This is a genomic window from Pseudomonas sp. FFPRI_1 (genome assembly GCF_055384485.1).
Map to the genome: position 1 here is coordinate 271,912 of NZ_AP029168.1, position 16,295 is coordinate 288,206.

Here is a 16,295-nt window from a genome sequence, read left to right on the forward strand (position 1 = left end):
AACCGATCAAGGCACGCAGTTGATCATGCGCTCCTCGGCGACGATCTCGCGCTTGGCGTTGTACAGCCGGGCGCTGGGGGTGAACGCCAGGTTGCGTGCTTCCAGGCGATAGCGCTGGCCGGCCTCGAAATGGTCGTAGCGCAGGCTCAGGTAGCACAGCCGTTCCTGTGGGTCGGTGGTCATGCCCATGCCACCACCGAACACTTCGAAATCGAAACGCACCATCAGCTCGTGGCTGCCGGGGCTGACCTGGAAGAACCGGCCGTCCCTCAGGCGCTGGTTGTCCAGGCGCTCGGCCATCACCAGCTTGCCTCCCGGGGTCGGTGTGGCGAGGTCGATCCAGGCCTGTTGCGGATCAACGCCGGGTAACGGCGTGCTGCAGGCGCTGAGGGTGGTGAGGGCGAGGATCAGCAGTGCTGGGCGCATGAAGAGGACCAAATGAACGCAAGGCCCTCAGCATAGCGCTGATCAGCTGCGCTGGCAGCCTGCCGGCTGGGCTTTGCCAAGCAGGGTGTGCTGCTGGTCGTAGAGCCTGGCCCAGGGGTGAAAACCGATATTGCCGGCCTGCACCTGATAGCGCTGGCCGGCGCTGAAATCGTTGAATTTCACATTCAACTGGCAGTCGCGCCACAGGGGCTCGGCGTCCGGGCCGATATTGCCCGGCTGCACCGCGAACTGGTAACGCAGGGTCAACTCATGGGTGCCGGGCGGTACCTGAAAGTAGCGTGGGTCCTGGGTGCTTCTGGCGTCCACCTCCAGGGCTTGCAGGTGGGTGTCCTGGCGAGGCGCGAGGTCGATCCAGGCTTGGGCCGGGTCGGGGTCGGGCAGCCCGGCGCAGCCGGCGAGGGTCAAGAGTCCGGTGGTCAGCAGCAACACGCGCATGGCGAAACTCCAGGCAGGCGAGATAGTCTTGCGGGCAGACTCTCTCTGGATGATTCGATTTGAATAGGCCGTGTTCAAGCCATGGGGTACTTGATCCTCTTTTGCGCTTTTTGTTTCCGGCACTGATACTTTTGCTGCTCAACGGTTGCAGCAGCGCCGCTTATTACAGCCAGTTGGCCGGTGGCCAGCTGCAGCTGTTGCGGGCCCGGATACCGGTGGCCCAGGTGGTTGCCGACCCCAGCCGCGACCCGACCCTGCGCGCCCATCTGGCCCAGTCGCAGCGGGCCCGGGCCTTTGCCAGCCAGCACCTGCACCTGCCGGACAACAACAGCTACCGGCTGTACGTCGATATCGGCCGGCCTTACGTGGTGTGGAACGTGTTCGCCACCCCGGAGTTTTCCCTGAGCCCGCAGACCCACTGCTTTCCCATTGCCGGTTGCGTGGCCTATCGCGGCTATTACAGCCAGGGCGCAGCCCGGGGCGAGGCGGCGCTGCAGCAGCTGGACGGCATGGACGTGGCGATTGGCGGTGTGGAGGCCTATTCGACCCTGGGCTGGTTCGACGACCCGATCATCAGCTCGATGATGCACTGGGGCGACGAGCGCCTGGCGACCCTGATCTTTCACGAGCTGGCGCACCAGCGCTTCTATGTGAAGGACGACACCGAATTCAATGAGTCCTTCGCCACCTTTGTCGAGCAGGAAGGCACGCGGCAGTGGCGAGCGTATCGCGCCCTGCCGCCGACGGACGATGCCGAGGTGCGCCAGCGAGACCAGTTCATCCAACTGTTGCTCGATGCCCGCAAGCGTCTGGAGCAGTTGTATGCCCAGCCTTTGCCCGCCGCGCAGATGCGCCAGCGCAAGGCGCAGGAATTCGAGCGCCTGCGCCGGGATTATCGGCAGCTGCGAGACAGCCAGTGGGCCGGCTCCAAGCGCTATGACGCCTGGATCAACCTGCCGCTGAACAACGCCCGGTTGCTGCCCTTTGGCCTCTATGACCAGTGGGTGCCGGCGTTTGCCGCGCTGTTCAAGCAGGAGCAAGGGAATTGGCCGGCGTTCTATGGGGCGGTGGAGAAACTGGGCAAGTTGCCGGCCTCGGAGCGCAAGGCTGCCTTGCAACGCTTGGCGCCGTAGGAGGGAACCCTGGCGGCGGGGGCTGCCTGCCGCCAGGGTCATCATCACGCTTGGCGCAGGAACGCCTGGTGCAACTCGTCCAGGGTTTCGAAGTGATAGGCCGGAGCCTCGGCACTCAACTCCTCACGACTGCCGAAGCCATAGCCCACGGCTGCCGCATCCAGCCCGTTGCGCCGGGCGCCGATCAGGTCGTGCTTGCGATCGCCGATCATCAGGGTATTGGCCGGGTCGAGCTTCTCCTGCTCCAGCAAATGGGCGATCAGCTGCACTTTGTCGGTGCGGGTACCGTCCAGTTCGCTGCCGTAGATCACCTTGAAGTGTCGGGCGAAGTCGAAGTGGCGGGCGATCTCGCGGGCGAACACCCAGGGCTTCGAGGTGGCGATATACAGCTGGCGTCCTTGCCCGCCAAGGGTTTCGAGCAGCGGTATGACGCCCTCGAAGACGCGATTCTCGTAGAGGCCGGTGACCTTGAAGCGTTCGCGGTAGAAGTTCACCGCCTCCCAGGCCCGGGCTTCGTCGAAGCCGTAGAACTGCATGAAGGCCTGGAGCAGCGGCGGGCCGATGAAGTGTTCCAGTTTGCTCAGGTCCGGCTCGTCGATGCCCAGTTTGCCAAGGGCGAACTGGATCGAGCGGGTGATGCCCTCGCGTGGGTCGGTCAGGGTGCCATCGAGGTCGAACAGTACGGTTTGGTAATGCATGGAAATTCCCGGGCAGTGCAGCGGATGGTCAGGACCGGTCGTAGCCTTCGGCCAGATGCAGGTCCTTGAGTTTCACGTAGTTGGCGGCGCTGTAGGTGAAGAAGGCGCGCTCCTTGTCATTCAATGGGCGTACCTGTTTCACCGGGCTGCCGACATAGAGGAAGCCGCTTTCCAGGCGCTTGCCCGGCGGCACCAGGCTGCCGGCGCCGACGATCACCTCGTCTTCCACCACGGCGCCGTCCATGACGATGCTGCCCATGCCGATCAGCACCCGACTGCCGATGCTGCAGCCGTGAAGCATGACCTTGTGGGCGATGGTCACGTCATCGCCGATCAGCAGCGGAAAGCCTTCGGGATTGAAGGGGCCGGCGTGGGTGATGTGCAGCACGCTGGCATCCTGCACGCTGGTGCGCGCGCCGATGCGGATGCGGTGCATGTCGCCACGGATCACGGTCAGGGGCCAGACCGAGCTGTCGGCACCGATCTCGACGTCGCCGATGACCACTGCCGAGTGGTCGACGAACGCCCGTTCACCCAGTCTTGGCGTCATGCCCTGGTATTTTCTTATCGCTGTCATAGAGATTCCTGTGGCTGCATGCCGCGCCGATTGTAATTTAAGATGGTCGCCATCGACCCGCTAAAAGCGTCGAAAATACATGATTTACCAGGATTAACCGCCTTCTTTGGCCAAGGTGTCAATAATCTGGCATACTGGCTGGCCGTCTCTGGAAAAGGAGTGTGTTTATGACTACCTTGCGCATCAGATCCTCTGCGAGCAAGGCAGGAAATAAAGCGGCTGTTGAAACCCGTGAATCCATCGCTGCTCATGTAGCGGTCTATCTTCATCGTGGTGGACAGATTCAGAAGATCGCCAAAGGCATCAGCGGAATGCCCAAGAACGGCTCCTGGCATATGAACAGGAGACGAAAATAATTTCCGGAGGGGGCTTGCGCCCCCTCTCTGTTTCTTGTTGCTCTATAAACCTCTACCCAGACGCAATCTACAGGTGAATGCCTTGAGCTCCAGCAATCCCCTCCTGCAGGACTTCGACCTGCCGCCCTACTCCGCCATTCGTCCCGAGCACGTCCAGCCTGCCATCGAGACCCTGCTCGCCGACAACCGCGCCGCCATCGCCAAGCTGCTGGAACAGCAGCAAGGCACGCCGACCTGGCAGGGCCTGGTGCTGGCGCTGGACGAGTTGGGCGCCCGCCTTGGGCGCGCCTGGAGCCCGGTGAGCCACCTGAACGCCGTGTGCAACAGCGCCGAACTGCGCAGCGCCTACGAGGCTTGCCTGCCCATGCTGTCCGAGTACTGGACCGAGCAGGGCCAGAACCGCGAACTCTTCAAGGCCTACGAGGCCCTGGCCGCCAGCCCCGAGGCCGCAGGGTTCGATGTGGCGCAAAAGACCATCCTCGAGCACACCCTGCGCGACTTCCGTCTGTCCGGCATCGACCTGCCGGCGGACCAGCAGCAGCGTTATGGCGAAATCCAGATGAAGCTGTCCGAACTGGGCAGCCGTTTCTCCAACCAGCTGCTGGACGCCACCCAGGCCTGGACCAAGCACATCACCGACGAAGCGGCTCTGGCCGGCCTGACCGATTCGGCCAAGGCGCAGATGGCCGCCGCGGCCCAGGCCAAGGACCTGGAAGGCTGGCTGATCACCCTGGAGTTCCCCAGCTACTACGCCGTGATGACCTACGCCCAGGACCGTGCCCTGCGTGAAGAAGTCTATGCCGCCTACTGCACGCGGGCGTCTGACCAGGGCCCCAATGCCGGTCAGAACGACAACGGCCCGGTGATGGAAGAAATCCTCGACCTGCGTCAGGAACTGGCCCGGCTCCTGGGCTTTGCCAGCTTCTCCGAACTGAGCCTGGCGACCAAGATGGCCGAATCCAGCGATCAGGTGCTGAGTTTCCTGCGGGACCTGGCCCAGCGCAGCAAGCCGTTCGCTGCCCGGGACCTGGAGCAGCTCAAGGCCTATGCCGCCGAACAGGGCTGCGCCGACCTGCAAAGCTGGGACAGCGGCTTTTATGGCGAGAAGCTGCGTGAACAGCGCTACAGCGTGTCTCAGGAAGCTCTGCGCGCCTACTTCCCGATCGACAAGGTGCTGGGCGGGCTGTTTGCCATTGTCCAGCGCCTGTACGGCATCGAGATTGCCGAGCAGAAAGGCTTCGACAGCTGGCACCCGGATGTACGCCTGTTCGAAATCAAGGAAAACGGCCAGCACGTCGGCCGCTTCTTCTTCGACCTGTATGCCCGTTCCAACAAGCGCGGTGGTGCCTGGATGGATGGTGCCCGTGACCGTCGCCGCACCATTGACGGCGTATTGCAGAGCCCGGTGGCCAACCTGGTGTGCAACTTCACCCCGGCCGACAGCGGCAAGCCTGCCCTGTTGACCCACGACGAAGTCACCACCCTGTTCCACGAGTTCGGCCACGGCCTGCATCACCTGCTGACCCGGGTCGAGCATGCCGGCGTGTCCGGGATCAATGGCGTGGCCTGGGACGCCGTCGAGCTGCCGAGCCAGTTCATGGAGAACTGGTGCTGGGAACCCGAGGGCCTGGCGCTGATTTCCGGCCATTACGAGACCGGTCATCCACTGCCCCAGGACCTGCTGCAGAAGATGCTGGCGGCGAAGAACTTCCAGTCGGGCCTGATGATGGTGCGCCAGCTGGAATTCTCGCTGTTCGATTTCGAGCTGCACGCCACCCATGGCGACGGCCGCAGCGTGCTGCAGGTGCTGGAAACCGTGCGCGACGAAGTCTCGGTGATGCGCCCGCCGGCCTACAACCGCTTCCCCAACAGCTTTGCGCACATCTTCGCTGGCGGTTATGCCGCGGGTTACTACAGCTACAAGTGGGCGGAAGTGCTGTCGGCCGACGCCTTCTCCAGGTTCGAGGAAGACGGCGTGCTCAACCCGGCCACCGGGCGGGCTTTTCGCGAGGCGATCCTGGCCCGTGGCGGTTCCCAGGAGCCCATGGTGCTGTTCGTCGATTTTCGCGGACGGGCGCCGTCGATTGACGCACTCTTGCGCCACAGCGGCCTCAGCGAGGACGCGGCAGCATGAGTGAAGTACCCGTGAAGACCAAGAAACGCTTTATCGCCGGGGCGGTCTGCCCGGCGTGCAGTGAGCAGGACAAGCTGATGATGTGGAGTGAGGACGGCGTGCCTCATCGCGAGTGCGTGGTCTGTGGTTATTCCGACACGCTCAACGAGCAGGGGCTGTCCGTGCCCAAGGAACTCGGGACCCGGGTTAACAGCCCGGCACCCAAGGTGGCGGACATCAAGGTGCAATCGGTGCAGTTTTTCCCCAACCCCAAGTTGAAGAAAACCACTGACTGACCACGCAGTAAAAAGCCGGCTCCCCTCCAGGAGCCGGCCTGCCGGCGAAGCGATTCGCCACCCTTCCTTCTTTCACCCCGTGCGTTTTTGCGAGCAGGCTCGCTTCGACAGAGGGTACGTCGTTCAGTTGCTCAGCGGCTTGGTCGCGCTCACCGTCTCGAACCAGCTCTTCACCGAACAGGTGGCGAAAACGCTGGTGCTGCAATCGCCATTGGCCAGTGCAGTGCGCAGTTTGTCGACATCGGCCTGCATCATGTAGCGAATGCCGTCCTTGAAGTGGGAACTGTCGCCAAACCCGCCCTGGGTCATTTCATTCAGCGCATCTTCTTTGCTCCAGCCCTGGATCACCACCCGGTACATGGCCGACATCAGGCCGGTGCGGTCCGAGCCATGCTTGCAGTGCATCAGCACCGGGCCCTGGGCCTCGGCGCTCTGGATTGCGCGCAAGGCCTTGAGCACGTCCGCGTCGTCCACATGGTTGGTGCGATAAGGCAGCTGCACCAGGTTGATGCCCGGGGTCGACAGCCAGTTCGCATCGGACTCCGGCAGGAAGTTGATCACCGTCCCCACCTTGAGCTGTTGCAGCAGCGGCACGGCGCCTTTGTCCGGCAGGGCGCTGCGGTACAGGGTCGGCGACATCTGGTACAGGTTGTACTGCTTTTCCACCGATTGCGCCCATTGCTCCGGGCGGCTGGAGGGCGCCTCGGCGGCGTTTGCCTGTGGCCCGGCCAGCAGCGCCAGCAACGACAGGCAAAGGGCTGGGATGAAACGGATGCTCGACATGCGGGGGATCACCGATGAGGGGATTCAATGCCGCGCAGTATCGGTTTTCAGGGGTCAAAGCCCCGTGAGCCCTCTGTCAAAGAATCGTGAAGCTGATCCGCTTTTTACGGCGCTTTCTGATCTTTTTTCAGCCTGAAACGATTCATCTGGATGCTTAGCCTGCTACCATTTGTAACTAAAGTTTGCTGATGTGTTCATAAAGCCGGGGGCCTTCCCGGCCTTTTTGCGTTGCCCAAACATAAAGTCGCGCCATGACGCGGCTGACCAATCCATCAATGCCTGATGAGGTGCACCCATGTCTGATCAAGATCGAGACAACCCGCGGCGTGAGTTCTTGCGTAAATCCCTGACCTTGATCCCCGTGGTCACCGTCGCCAGCACCGGCCTGGGCGGCTCCCTGCTGGCGGCTGCACCTGAAACGGCCGCCGCTGCCACGCCGGCCAAGCAGCCCGCCGGCAGCAGCCAGGGCTACGAGCCGAGCTATTTCACCGCCGAAGAATGGGCCTTCATCAAGGCCGCAGTGGAACGCCTGATCCCGGCCGACGAAATGGGCCCGGGCGCCCTGGAAGCCGGCGTGCCGGAATACATCGACCGGCAGATGAACACCCCCTACGCCGCCGGTGCCCTGTGGTACATGCAAGGCCCGTTCAAGGCCGATGCGGCACCGGAGATGGGCTGGCAGAGCAAACTGGTGCCCAAGGACATCTATCGCCTGGGCATTGCCGCCACGGATGCCTGGTGCAAAGACCTCAAGGGGCAAACATTTGCCGCGCAAGACAGCGCTACCCGAGACGATTTGCTCAAGCAACTGGAGGCCGGAACCCCGCAGTTAGACGCGGTCCCGGCCAAGCTTTTTTTCAATCTGCTGTTGCAGAACACCAAAGAAGGCTTCTTCAGCGATCCGATCCACGGGGGCAATAAAGGCCTGGTGGGCTGGACCCTGATCGGCTTTCCCGGCGCCCGCGCCGACTTCATGGATTGGGTGGAGCGCAACGAGCAATACCCCTTCCCGGCAGTTTCGATTCGCGGCGAGAGGGCTTGAGCATGGCAACGGTAATGAAGAAGGTCGACGCAGTGATCGTCGGTTTCGGCTGGACCGGCGCGATCATGGCCAAGGAGCTGACCGAGGCCGGGCTCAACGTGCTGGCGCTGGAGCGCGGGCCGATGCAGGACACCTACCCCGACGGCAACTACCCCCAGGTGATCGACGAGCTCACCTACAGCGTACGCAAGAAACTCTTCCAGGACGTCTCCAAGGAGACGGTGACCATCCGCCACAGCGTCAATGACGTGGCCCTGCCCAACCGGCAGTTGGGCGCTTTCCTGCCGGGCAATGGCGTGGGCGGCGCCGGCCTGCACTGGTCCGGGGTGCACTTTCGGGTCGACCCCATCGAGCTGCGCATGCGCAGCCACTACGAAGAACGCTACGGCAAGCACTTCATCCCCAAGGACATGACCATCCAGGACTTCGGCGTCAGCTATGAAGAGCTGGAACCGTTCTTCGACTACGCGGAAAAAGTCTTCGGCACCTCGGGCCAGGCCTGGACCGTGAAGGGCCAACTGGTGGGCGATGGCAAGGGCGGCAACCCTTATGCGCCGGATCGCTCGGACCACTTCCCGCTGGAGTCGCAGAAGAACACCTATTCCGCACAGCTGTTTCAGAAAGCGGCCAATGAGGTGGGCTACAAGCCTTACAACCTGCCTTCGGCCAATACCTCGGGGCCTTACACCAATCCCTACGGTGCGCAGATGGGGCCGTGCAACTTCTGCGGTTTCTGCAGCGGCTACGTCTGCTACATGTATTCCAAGGCCTCGCCCAACGTGAATATTCTGCCGGCCCTCAAGCCGTTGCCGAACTTCGAGCTGCGGCCCAACTCCCACGTACTCAAGGTCAACCTCGACAGCAGCAAGACCCGCGCTACCGGCGTCACCTACGTCGACGGCCAGGGCCGGGAGATCGAGCAGCCGGCGGACCTGGTGATCCTCGGTGCCTTCCAGTTCCACAACGTGCGCCTGATGCTGCTGTCGGGCATCGGCAAGCCCTACGACCCGATCACCGGCGAAGGCGTGGTGGGCAAGAACTTCGCCTACCAGAACATGGCCACCATCAAGGCCTACTTCGACAAGGACGTGCACACCAACAACTTCATCGGCGCCGGCGGCAACGGCGTGGCGGTGGACGACTTCAACGCCGACAACTTCGACCACGGCCCCCACGGCTTTGTCGGCGGCTCGCCGATGTGGGTCAACCAGGCCGGCAGCCGGCCCATCGCTGGCACCTCGAACCCGCCGGGCACCCCGGCCTGGGGCAGTGCCTGGAAGAAAGCCACCGCCGACTACTACACCCACCAGGTGTCGATGGACGCCCACGGTGCGCATCAGTCCTACCGGGGCAACTACCTGGACCTGGACCCGGTGTACCGCGATGCCTACGGCTTGCCCCTGCTGCGGATGACCTTCGACTGGCAGGACAACGACATCAAGATGAACCGCTTCATGGTCGAGAAGATGGGCAAGATCGCCGAGGCGATGAACCCCAAGGCCATTGCCCTGCTGGGCAAGAAGGTCGGTGAGCACTTCAACACCGCGTCCTACCAGACCACCCACTTGAACGGCGGCGCGATCATGGGCACTGATCCCAAGACCAGCGCCCTGAACCGCTACCTGCAAAGCTGGGACGTGCACAACGTCTTCGTTCCCGGGGCTTCAGCCTTCCCTCAGGGCCTGGGCTACAACCCCACCGGCCTGGTGGCAGCGTTGACCTACTGGTCGGCCCGGGCGATCCGCGAGCAGTACCTGAAAAACCCCGGCCCGCTGGTTCAGGCATAAGGAGCGATGACCATGAAAGCACTCGTTATCGCCACCCTGGCGCTGCTGGGCAGCGCATCCGTCAATGCTGCCGAAGCGGATCAGCAGGCCCTGGTGAAACAGGGCGAATACCTGGCCCGCGCCGGTGACTGCGTAGCCTGCCATACCGCCAAGGACGGCAAGCCGTTCGCCGGCGGGCTGCCGATGGAGACCCCCATCGGCGTGATCTACTCCACCAACATCACCCCGGACAAGAGCGGCATCGGCGGCTACAGCTTCGAAGACTTCGACCAGGCCGTGCGCCATGGCGTGGCCAAGGGCGGCAGTACCCTGTACCCGGCCATGCCGTTTCCTTCCTACGCCCGAGTCAGCGACGCCGACATGCAGGCGTTGTATGCCTACTTCATGAAGGGCGTGGCACCGGTGGCCCGGGACAACCAGGACAGTGACATTCCCTGGCCCCTGAGCATGCGCTGGCCGTTATCCATCTGGCGCTGGATGTTCGCCCCGAGCGTGGCGACCCCGGCGCTCGTGGCCGGCAGCGACCCGGTGATCAGCCGCGGTGCCTACCTGGTGGAGGGCCTGGGCCACTGCGGCGCCTGCCACACGCCACGGGCCCTGACCATGCAGGAGAAGGCCCTGAGCGCCAGCGATGGCAGCGACTTCCTGTCTGGCAGCGCGCCGCTGGAGGGCTGGATCGCCAAGAGCCTGCGTGGCGATCACAAGGATGGCCTGGGCAGCTGGAGCGAAGAGCAACTGGTGCAGTTTCTCAAGACCGGCCGCAGCGATCGCAGCGCGGTGTTCGGCGGCATGAGCGATGTGGTGGTGCACAGCATGCAGTACATGACCGAGGCCGACCTGACGGCGATTGCCCGCTACCTCAAGTCCCTGCCGGCCAATGACCCCAAGGACCAGCCGCACCAGTACGACCAGCAAGTGGCTCAAGCCCTGTGGAACGGTGACGACAGCAAGCCGGGCGCGGCGGTGTACATCGACAACTGCGCGGCCTGCCACCGCACCGATGGCCACGGCTACACTCGGGTGTTCCCGGCGCTGGCGGGCAACCCGGTGCTGCAATCGGCGGATGCCACCTCGCTGATCCACATCGTGCTCAAGGGGGGCACCTTGCCGGCCACTCACAGCGCGCCTTCGACCTTCACCATGCCGGCGTTCGCCTGGCGCCTGTCGGACCAGGAGGTGGCCGACGTGGTCAACTTCATCCGCAGCAGCTGGGGCAACCAGGCGTCGGCGGTGAAGCCCGGGGACGTGGCGGCGCTGCGCAATGGCGACCTGCAGAGCACCTCCAACGATGACCTGGGGCAGGTCACCAGCCACTGACCCCAAGGCCGGCGCCCGCTGTGGGCGCCGGCCCGGGATGGCTGTTCAGCCCTGGCTGAAGCGCTGGATGCCCAGGCGGCTTTCCAGCTGATAGCCGGCGATGCAGTGCGCCAGCCCGGCGTTCGTCAGGTCCTCCCAGCTTGCGGGCAGCAGGCCGATGCCATCGTGGTAGGCGCTCCAGCACACCTCGGCGAACTTCGGGTCCGCTGCATCGAAGGGCTGATGGTCGCTCACCGCGGCCTTCTCGATGTCCTGGGTGCACAGGTCGAACTCGCAGGCCAGGCCCCAGAGCTGGCCATCCGGTGCCCTGACGATGATCAGGTCGGCGCCTTGTTCGTAGCTCGGGAGGTAGGCGTCTGCCGCGTAGAAGATCTTTTCCAGCGTGCCGGGTGTCCTGGGCATGCTTGTGCTCCTGTTCTTTGAGCCTGCCTTATACCCTAACGGCACAAAACTGTAGGAGCCGGCTTGCCGGCGAAGGTGCGGCCTGCATCGTGCGGGGAGCCTTCACTTACAGGGCTGGGTTTCGGTCCGGCGGTGCTGGTCAGACAAATCCGACTCCATTACTGTATGTGCATACAGCAATGGAGCGCCCTCATGTTCAGCCCCCTGCCTCCTCGTGGTCGCGGCACCGCGAGCAATCCGCACAACCGCTTCGCCCCCAACCGCTCGGTGGCCGAGGATGACGGCTGGTACCAGGAAGTGCCGCTGACCCAGGGCACCGAAGTGCGCTTTGAAACCGCCAAGTCGATCATCACCCGCAACAGTTCGCCGGACCTGCCCTTTGACCGTTCGATCAATCCCTATCGCGGCTGCGAGCATGGTTGCATCTACTGCTACGCGCGGCCCAGCCACGCCTATTGGGATATGTCACCGGGGCTGGATTTCGAAACCAAGCTGATCGCCAAGAGCAACACCGCAGCCTTGCTGGAGCAGCAACTGTCCAAGCCCGGTTATCGCTGCGCACCGATCAACCTGGGGTCCAATACCGATCCCTACCAACCCATCGAGCGTGAGCAGAAACTCACTCGGCGCACCCTGGAGGTGCTGCTGCGCTATCGGCACCCGGTGACCATCGTCACCAAGGGCTCGCTGATCCTGCGCGACCTCGACCTGCTGAGCGAACTGGCGCGGCAGCGCTTGGTGGCGGTGATGATCAGCCTGACCACCCTGGACGATGAGCTCAAACGCATTCTCGAACCCCGGGCTGCGGCGCCCAAGGCCCGATTACGGGCGATCCGGGTGATGCGCGAGGCCGGCATTCCGGTGGGCGTGCTGTGTTCGCCGATGATCCCGATGATCAACGACAGCGAGCTGGAAAGCCTGCTGGGCGAGGCCCATGCCGCGGGCGCGCAAAGTGCGGCCTACATGATGCTGCGGCTGCCCCTGGAAGTGGCGCCGCTGTTCGAGGAGTGGCTGGCGGTGCATTACCCGCAACGGGCTGCCCATGTGCTCAGCCTGATCCGCCAGAGCCGTGGCGGTGAGCTCTACGACAGCCGCTTCGGTGCCCGCATGCGCGGTGAGGGGCCCTTCGCCGACTTGCTGGCCCAGCGTTTCGCCAAGGCGCTCAAGCGCCTGGGGCTCAACCGGCGCGAGGGCTTCGACCTCGATTGCTCGGCCTTCTGCCCGCCGGGCGGGCAGATGTCGTTGCTGTGAGCGGCATTGGCCTATCGTTGAGTAGTGGGCGTAGGTTTCCCGGGGTACCCTGGTCGCCTTTTGCCATTGCCCATAGTGGCGTTCTAGAGCCTTCCATTCAGTTTGAGTTAAGTTTTTAGGGCTACCTTGTTCATCGAGTGACCCATGGGTCGCCGTCAGCGGGACGGTGGTTTTTTAATCGATCGCTGGCGTCGTGCCGGATATTTCTGGAAAATTCACCAAATCCGACAGAGAGGCTGAATCATGAGTGACAAGGATAAACAGCCGTTGGCTGCGTCGGCTCCCGCACCCACCGAGGTTGCCGAAACCGCCGATGCAGCGCTGCGCCATATCGTTGACGGCTTTTTGCATTTTCATCATGAGGTCTTCCCGCAGCAGGAAGAGCTGTTCAAGAAACTTGCTACCGCCCAGCGGCCCCGGGCGATGTTCATTGCCTGCGCCGACTCGCGCATCGTTCCCGAACTCATTACCCAAAGCTCCCCCGGCGACCTGTTCGTGACCCGCAACGTGGGCAACGTGGTGCCGCCCTACGGGCAGATGAACGGCGGTGTGTCCACCGCGATCGAGTACGCGGTGCTGGCCCTCGGGGTTCATCACATCATCGTGTGCGGACACTCGGACTGCGGCGCCATGCGCGCGGTGCTCAACCCGCAGAGCCTGGAGAAGATGCCCACGGTCAAGGCCTGGCTGCGCCATGCCGAAGTGGCCCGGACCATGGTCCACGAGAACTGCGATTGCGCCGACGAATCCTCGAGCATGCACGTGCTGACCGAAGAGAACGTCATCGCCCAGTTGCAGCACCTGCGCACCCACCCTTCCGTGGCCTCGCGCATGGCCAACGGCCAACTGTTCATCCATGGCTGGGTCTATGACATCGAGACCAGCTCGATCAAGGCCTACGATGCGGACCGGGGATGCTTCCTGCCCCTGGATGGCACCCATCCGATTCCCGTAGCGACGCCCAAAGCGCGCTTCTGAAACCTCCTGGATTCTGTTTGAAAACCCGCCGAGTGAAGAGCGGCCGGTTTTCCCACAGAACCTGAATCCCTGTGTGGCTGTTGCCAGGACCGTCGTTCGTGCGGTCCGGCTTTGCCACGCCTTGAAGAAAGTGTCGGGAGAACGGTCATGCGTGCAGCACAGCTTAAAAGTGTCCTGCCACGGGAGCTGCTGGCTTCGGTGGTGGTGTTTCTGGTGGCCTTGCCCCTGTGCATGGGGATTGCCATCGCCTCGGGCCTGCCACCGGCCAAGGGCCTGATCACCGGGATCATCGGTGGCCTGGTGGTGGGATGGCTGGCGGGGTCGCCGCTGCAGGTCAGTGGCCCGGCCGCCGGTCTGGCGGTACTGGTGTTCGAACTGGTGCGCCAGCACGGCGTGGCCATGCTCGGGCCGATCCTGCTGCTGGCGGGGCTGCTGCAATTGCTCGCCGGACGCCTGCGCCTGGGGTGCTGGTTCCGGGTCACGGCACCAGCGGTGGTCTACGGCATGTTGGCGGGGATCGGTGTGTTGATCGTGCTGTCCCAGGTGCATGTGATGCTCGATGCCACGCCCCAGGCGTCCGGGCTGGACAACCTTATCGGTTTCCCCCAGGCGTTGGCCAAGGCTATGCCCAGCCTCGGCTGGCAGGCCGGGCTGCTGGGGCTTGGGACCATCGCCGTGATGTGGGGCTGGGAGCGCTGGCGGCCCCGGTCGCTGCGGTTCATCCCCGGGGCCTTGCTGGGGGTGGGGCTGGCAACCCTGGCCAGCCTGGTCCTGGCACTGCCGGTGAAGCGGGTCGAGGTGCCGGCCAACCTGGCCGAGGCGATCGACTGGCTGCGCCCCAGCGACCTGCTCAACCTGGCGGATCCCAACCTGTTGATTGCGGCGTTCGCCGTGGCCTTTATCGCCAGCGCCGAGACCCTGCTGTCCGCCGCGGCGGTGGATCGTATGCACAGTGGCCCGCGCTCGGATTTCGACCGTGAACTGTCGGCCCAGGGCATCGGCAACATGCTCTGTGGCTTGCTGGGCGCCTTGCCGATGACCGGGGTCATCGTGCGCAGCTCGGCCAACGTCCAGGCCGGGGCTCAGACCCGCTATTCGACGATTTTCCATGGCCTGTGGCTCTTGGGTTTCGTGCTGTTGCTGTCCAGCGTGCTGCAGCGCATTCCAGTGGCGAGCCTGGCGGGGGTGCTGGTCTACACCGGCTTCAAGCTGGTGGACCTGAAGGTGTTTCGCGGCCTGGGGCGATACGGGCGGATGCCGATGCTGACCTATGCGGTGACTGGCCTGGCGATTGTCTTCAGTGATCTGCTGACCGGGGTGCTGATCGGCTTTGCCCTGACCCTGGCCAAGCTGGCATTCAAGGCGGCGCGCCTGAAGATCAGCCTGGTTGATCTGCCGGATGACGGTGAGATGGAATTGCGTCTGGCGGGGGCGGCGACCTTTCTCAAGGTACCGGCCCTGACGCGGGTGCTGGCGACTGTCCCGGCAGCCACGACGGTGCATGTGCCCCTCAATAATCTCAGCTACATCGACCATGCCTGCCTGGAGTTGCTGGAGGAATGGAGTCGGGCCAACGGGGCCAAGGGATCACGGTTGGTGATCGAGGCACGGGGGCTGAAGCGTCGCCTGGAGGGGCGCCTGAGCACGACCAGTGGAGTGGCAGCGGCGGTCAGAGGTTGAGCGGGGGGCGGGGCGCTGGGGCGACCCCTTCGCCACAAGGCTCGGTGCGAGCCTTGCTGGCGAGGAAGTGGGATCAGGCGGCGGGCTGGTCGAGTTCCAGTTCCACGCCTAGCTGGCGCGACAGGCAGGGCCAGCGTTTCCAGGCGGCCTCGGTGTCCGGGCTGCCGAGTTTGTCGCGGTAGGCTTCCACCGACTCCAGGGCGAAGCTTTCTTCGTCGAGCATGGCATCGACGGCGTGGTGTACCGCTTCGTCCAGCTGGTTGGCGAAGGTTTCGCCGATCAGTTGGTGGGCGATCAGATTGGCGACCGTCATGTCCAGGGGGATCAGGGGACGGGCGAAGTGCTTGATGTACAGGTCGTTGACTTCTTCTACCAGGCGATGGGCCAGGTAGGCTTCGTCCAGCAGGCTGTCGAGGCCGACATGGCCGTCCATGATGGCTGGAGGCTGGAGGAAGAATTGCTCGGCGATCTTCAGGACCGGCTTGATCTGCGATTCGATACCGGCTTCCCGGGCGACCGCATTGGCGGCGTCCAGCAGGTCCGGGACCTGGTCGATGTAGGCGCTGACGAAACGGGTCATGACGCCCTTGGCGTCGACTTCGGGCAGCAGGATGGCGGGGTGCAGGTGAGGCAGTTGTGTTTCTAGCTGACGGGTCAGAAGACCCGTGCTGGCCTCATGTTGTTGAGCCAGTTGGATCTGCTCGCGCAATGCGGCGGTGTTCATGAAAACTCCAGGGAACAAGGGCAATTGAATAGGGAAGACATAAGTTAGCGTGCTTACGAAAACGCTTAAGACGCATTTGTCATAATTATTTCATGCTTAGTCATCACGGTTATATCGTTCTGCCATCGCTGACCCTCGATCCCTTTCCAACCGTGGCCTGCAAACCTTCTTTTGAGTGTTTCAGCCGATTTACGCCATCGCGTTGCGAGGTGAGAGTCGCTGTCTATACTCGCCCTTGTATGAAGTTAGCTGATGACGCCCGACTGCATGTGCAGC

Annotated in this window: 17 protein-coding genes; 10 read left to right on the forward strand and 7 right to left on the reverse strand. The window is 63.5% G+C overall.

The features are described 5' to 3' along the window. Positions 1-6: 6 nt before the first annotated feature. Both ACZ5BO_RS01280 and ACZ5BO_RS01285 read right to left on the reverse strand, forming a co-directional pair. Positions 7-426, reverse strand: a complete 420-nt coding sequence (locus ACZ5BO_RS01280) for a PA0061/PA0062 family lipoprotein (protein WP_464697842.1) — start codon at positions 424-426, stop codon at positions 7-9. Positions 427-468: 42 nt separating this feature from the next. After that, entirely contained in the window at positions 469-882 is a 414-nt protein-coding gene (locus ACZ5BO_RS01285; RefSeq protein WP_464697844.1) for a PA0061/PA0062 family lipoprotein, read from the reverse strand. A gap of 59 nt (positions 883-941) precedes the next feature. Here ACZ5BO_RS01285 and ACZ5BO_RS01290 point away from each other — a divergent pair, with 59 nt between their 5' ends. After that, positions 942-2,015 carry an aminopeptidase gene (locus ACZ5BO_RS01290; protein WP_464697846.1) on the forward strand — a complete coding sequence of 358 codons (1,074 nt, stop codon included), beginning with the start codon at positions 942-944 and terminating at the stop codon, positions 2,013-2,015. Between the two features lie 44 nt (positions 2,016-2,059). Here ACZ5BO_RS01290 and ACZ5BO_RS01295 read toward each other — a convergent pair whose 3' ends face one another. Next, the gene (locus ACZ5BO_RS01295) at positions 2,060-2,713 is read right to left on the reverse strand and encodes an HAD family hydrolase (protein WP_464697848.1); all 654 of its coding nucleotides are present in this window, start codon (positions 2,711-2,713) and stop codon (positions 2,060-2,062) included. 28 nt (positions 2,714-2,741) lie between these two features. Beyond that, positions 2,742-3,290 carry a gamma carbonic anhydrase family protein gene (locus ACZ5BO_RS01300; protein WP_029978793.1) on the reverse strand — a complete coding sequence of 183 codons (549 nt, stop codon included), beginning with the start codon at positions 3,288-3,290 and terminating at the stop codon, positions 2,742-2,744. Positions 3,291-3,457: 167 nt separating this feature from the next. Here ACZ5BO_RS01300 and ACZ5BO_RS01305 point away from each other — a divergent pair, with 167 nt between their 5' ends. From ACZ5BO_RS01305 to ACZ5BO_RS01315, 3 genes are all read left to right on the forward strand, one after another. Continuing rightward, on the forward strand, positions 3,458-3,646 hold the full coding sequence (locus ACZ5BO_RS01305; RefSeq protein WP_081818741.1) for a hypothetical protein: 189 nt from the start codon (positions 3,458-3,460) through the stop codon (positions 3,644-3,646). A gap of 82 nt (positions 3,647-3,728) precedes the next feature. Further along, positions 3,729-5,780, forward strand: coding sequence for an oligopeptidase A (prlC, locus tag ACZ5BO_RS01310; RefSeq protein ID WP_025132078.1), 2,052 nt, complete (start codon positions 3,729-3,731; stop codon positions 5,778-5,780). Beyond that, positions 5,777-6,055, forward strand: a complete 279-nt coding sequence (locus tag ACZ5BO_RS01315) for a YheV family putative zinc ribbon protein (protein ID WP_025132077.1) — start codon at positions 5,777-5,779, stop codon at positions 6,053-6,055. Before prlC ends, ACZ5BO_RS01315 begins: the two co-directional genes overlap by 4 nt. A gap of 123 nt (positions 6,056-6,178) precedes the next feature. On the opposite strand, the gene ACZ5BO_RS01320 is transcribed toward ACZ5BO_RS01315, so the two are convergent. Further along, complete coding sequence (locus ACZ5BO_RS01320) at positions 6,179-6,838, reverse strand: phosphatase domain-containing protein (RefSeq protein ID WP_025132076.1); 660 nt, start codon at positions 6,836-6,838, stop codon at positions 6,179-6,181. A 295-nt stretch (positions 6,839-7,133) separates the two neighbouring features. Here ACZ5BO_RS01320 and ACZ5BO_RS01325 point away from each other — a divergent pair, with 295 nt between their 5' ends. The 3 genes from ACZ5BO_RS01325 to ACZ5BO_RS01335 are packed head-to-tail and all read left to right on the forward strand — an operon-like array spanning position 7,134 to position 10,984. Next, a complete protein-coding gene (locus tag ACZ5BO_RS01325) occupies positions 7,134-7,880 on the forward strand; it encodes a gluconate 2-dehydrogenase subunit 3 family protein (RefSeq protein WP_464697852.1) in 747 nt (248 codons plus the stop codon). A gap of 2 nt (positions 7,881-7,882) precedes the next feature. Continuing rightward, positions 7,883-9,667, forward strand: coding sequence for a GMC family oxidoreductase (locus tag ACZ5BO_RS01330; protein WP_025132074.1), 1,785 nt, complete (start codon positions 7,883-7,885; stop codon positions 9,665-9,667). A 12-nt stretch (positions 9,668-9,679) separates the two neighbouring features. Next, positions 9,680-10,984: a c-type cytochrome gene (locus ACZ5BO_RS01335; protein WP_464697854.1), complete on the forward strand. Its 1,305-nt coding sequence runs from the start codon at positions 9,680-9,682 to the stop codon at positions 10,982-10,984. A gap of 45 nt (positions 10,985-11,029) precedes the next feature. Here the strand turns inward: ACZ5BO_RS01335 and ACZ5BO_RS01340 are convergent, their stop codons facing one another. Further along, entirely contained in the window at positions 11,030-11,386 is a 357-nt protein-coding gene (locus tag ACZ5BO_RS01340; protein WP_464697856.1) for a hypothetical protein, read from the reverse strand. 192 nt (positions 11,387-11,578) lie between these two features. Between ACZ5BO_RS01340 and ACZ5BO_RS01345 the strand changes: the two genes are divergently transcribed. The 3 genes from ACZ5BO_RS01345 (at position 11,579) to ACZ5BO_RS01355 (ending at position 15,295) form a co-directional block, all read left to right on the forward strand. Further along, positions 11,579-12,637: a PA0069 family radical SAM protein gene (locus ACZ5BO_RS01345; protein ID WP_464697858.1), complete on the forward strand. Its 1,059-nt coding sequence runs from the start codon at positions 11,579-11,581 to the stop codon at positions 12,635-12,637. Between the two features lie 243 nt (positions 12,638-12,880). Further along, positions 12,881-13,615: a carbonic anhydrase gene (locus tag ACZ5BO_RS01350; protein ID WP_025132070.1), complete on the forward strand. Its 735-nt coding sequence runs from the start codon at positions 12,881-12,883 to the stop codon at positions 13,613-13,615. A 147-nt stretch (positions 13,616-13,762) separates the two neighbouring features. Further along, complete coding sequence (locus ACZ5BO_RS01355; protein ID WP_464697861.1) at positions 13,763-15,295, forward strand: SulP family inorganic anion transporter; 1,533 nt, start codon at positions 13,763-13,765, stop codon at positions 15,293-15,295. Positions 15,296-15,368: 73 nt separating this feature from the next. On the opposite strand, the gene ACZ5BO_RS01360 is transcribed toward ACZ5BO_RS01355, so the two are convergent. Continuing rightward, the gene (locus ACZ5BO_RS01360) at positions 15,369-16,019 is read right to left on the reverse strand and encodes a hypothetical protein (RefSeq protein ID WP_025132068.1); all 651 of its coding nucleotides are present in this window, start codon (positions 16,017-16,019) and stop codon (positions 15,369-15,371) included. Positions 16,020-16,295: the final 276 nt, after the last annotated feature.